This window comes from Klebsiella sp. 4_1_44FAA, assembly GCF_000238715.1.
In the GTDB taxonomy this organism is placed as follows: Bacteria; Pseudomonadota; Gammaproteobacteria; order Enterobacterales; family Enterobacteriaceae; genus Klebsiella; species Klebsiella pneumoniae.
Genome location: NZ_JH414840.1, coordinates 1 through 1037 on the forward strand (window position 1 = coordinate 1; position 1037 = coordinate 1037).

Annotated in this window: 1 protein-coding gene and 1 pseudogene; both read right to left on the reverse strand. The window is 56.9% G+C overall.

Annotated elements, in window-relative coordinates; all coding sequences use genetic code 11:
- On the reverse strand, positions 1 to 587 hold a 587-nt coding region (locus tag HMPREF1024_RS00105; RefSeq protein ID WP_009310137.1), incomplete at its 3' end, for a plasmid SOS inhibition protein A.
- A pseudogene (psiB, locus tag HMPREF1024_RS0127945) lies at positions 584 to 1015 on the reverse strand (conjugation system SOS inhibitor PsiB). The gene HMPREF1024_RS00105 and the pseudogene psiB, both read right to left, overlap by 4 nt.
- Positions 1016 to 1037 lie beyond the last annotated feature (22 nt).

A 1037-nucleotide genomic window follows, 5' to 3' on the forward strand; every position in this document is an offset into this window, starting at 1 on the left:
AGTTCCTTCAGCGATGTGAATCGCGACTGCCAGCGCCAGAACGGTGCTGCAAGCTCTGCCGCGTCAAACTCGTCGCTCCACCGGGTGTACCAGGTGCAGACGGTTTCCGGTGACTGAAAATTCAGTTCTGTGACAGCCTGTCCCAGCAGGTTCTGACGCAGTAACCAGGACTGCTCGACCTGACGGGCTTCACGGCGCATTTTTCGGGTGAAGGCAAAGTCCTGACGTTTTAGCCTGCGTACTGTTCGGGTATGAAGGACTTCCGGAAAAAGTTCAGCCTGCACATCCATTGTCAGCGGCAGCGGACAGTATTCCCCGTGGCTGGAGATAAGCATTTCCAGTGCCTCTTCCACCTGTTTCAGGCTGGAAAGGCGGTCTTTTGGATCACGGTGAAGGCCAGGAATACGGCGGGCAACGTCACTGTTAATCCGGCTACAGCCTGTCAGCAGGCGCAGGAATGTCCGGACGTGTGGCATCGATGGCAGACGTGCGCCGTGCTGGCGAGCCTCTTCCACCGTCATGATGGCCTGCAGCGCTGCCTGACGGGCTGGTTTCAGGGATACAAGAGCACTGGATGACGGGATCATTGTGCGCCCTCCTGTGACAGCGTGCTGATGATGCTGGCAACGAGTAGCCACCGGCGTCAAGACACTCGATGAGATCCAGAGTATGGGTGATGAGTTCAGGGTTGAATGCATCCATCACGCGAACGACAGAGAACGGCTGACCGTCACGGGTCACAAAGACCACTATCCAGCGAAGATTCAGCTCCCCCGGGACTGCATACCGCCACATCAAAGTGACCATGAGAGGGGGTAAAACGGATCTGGACAGGAAAGAAGCCGCCAAATTCGCACCGGTATTCGGCATTCACGGACCAGCCGGACGGTGAGGTCAGATCGCGCATGACTGCGTGACTCAGCTCCCGGCGAAAGTCTTCACCGGCGGCGCGGTAGTCTTCCAGCTCATCAGAAGACATGGTTTTCAGGACATCCAGAGTCAGTAACGTTTTCATTTCAGTCTCCTTATCGCCGCCC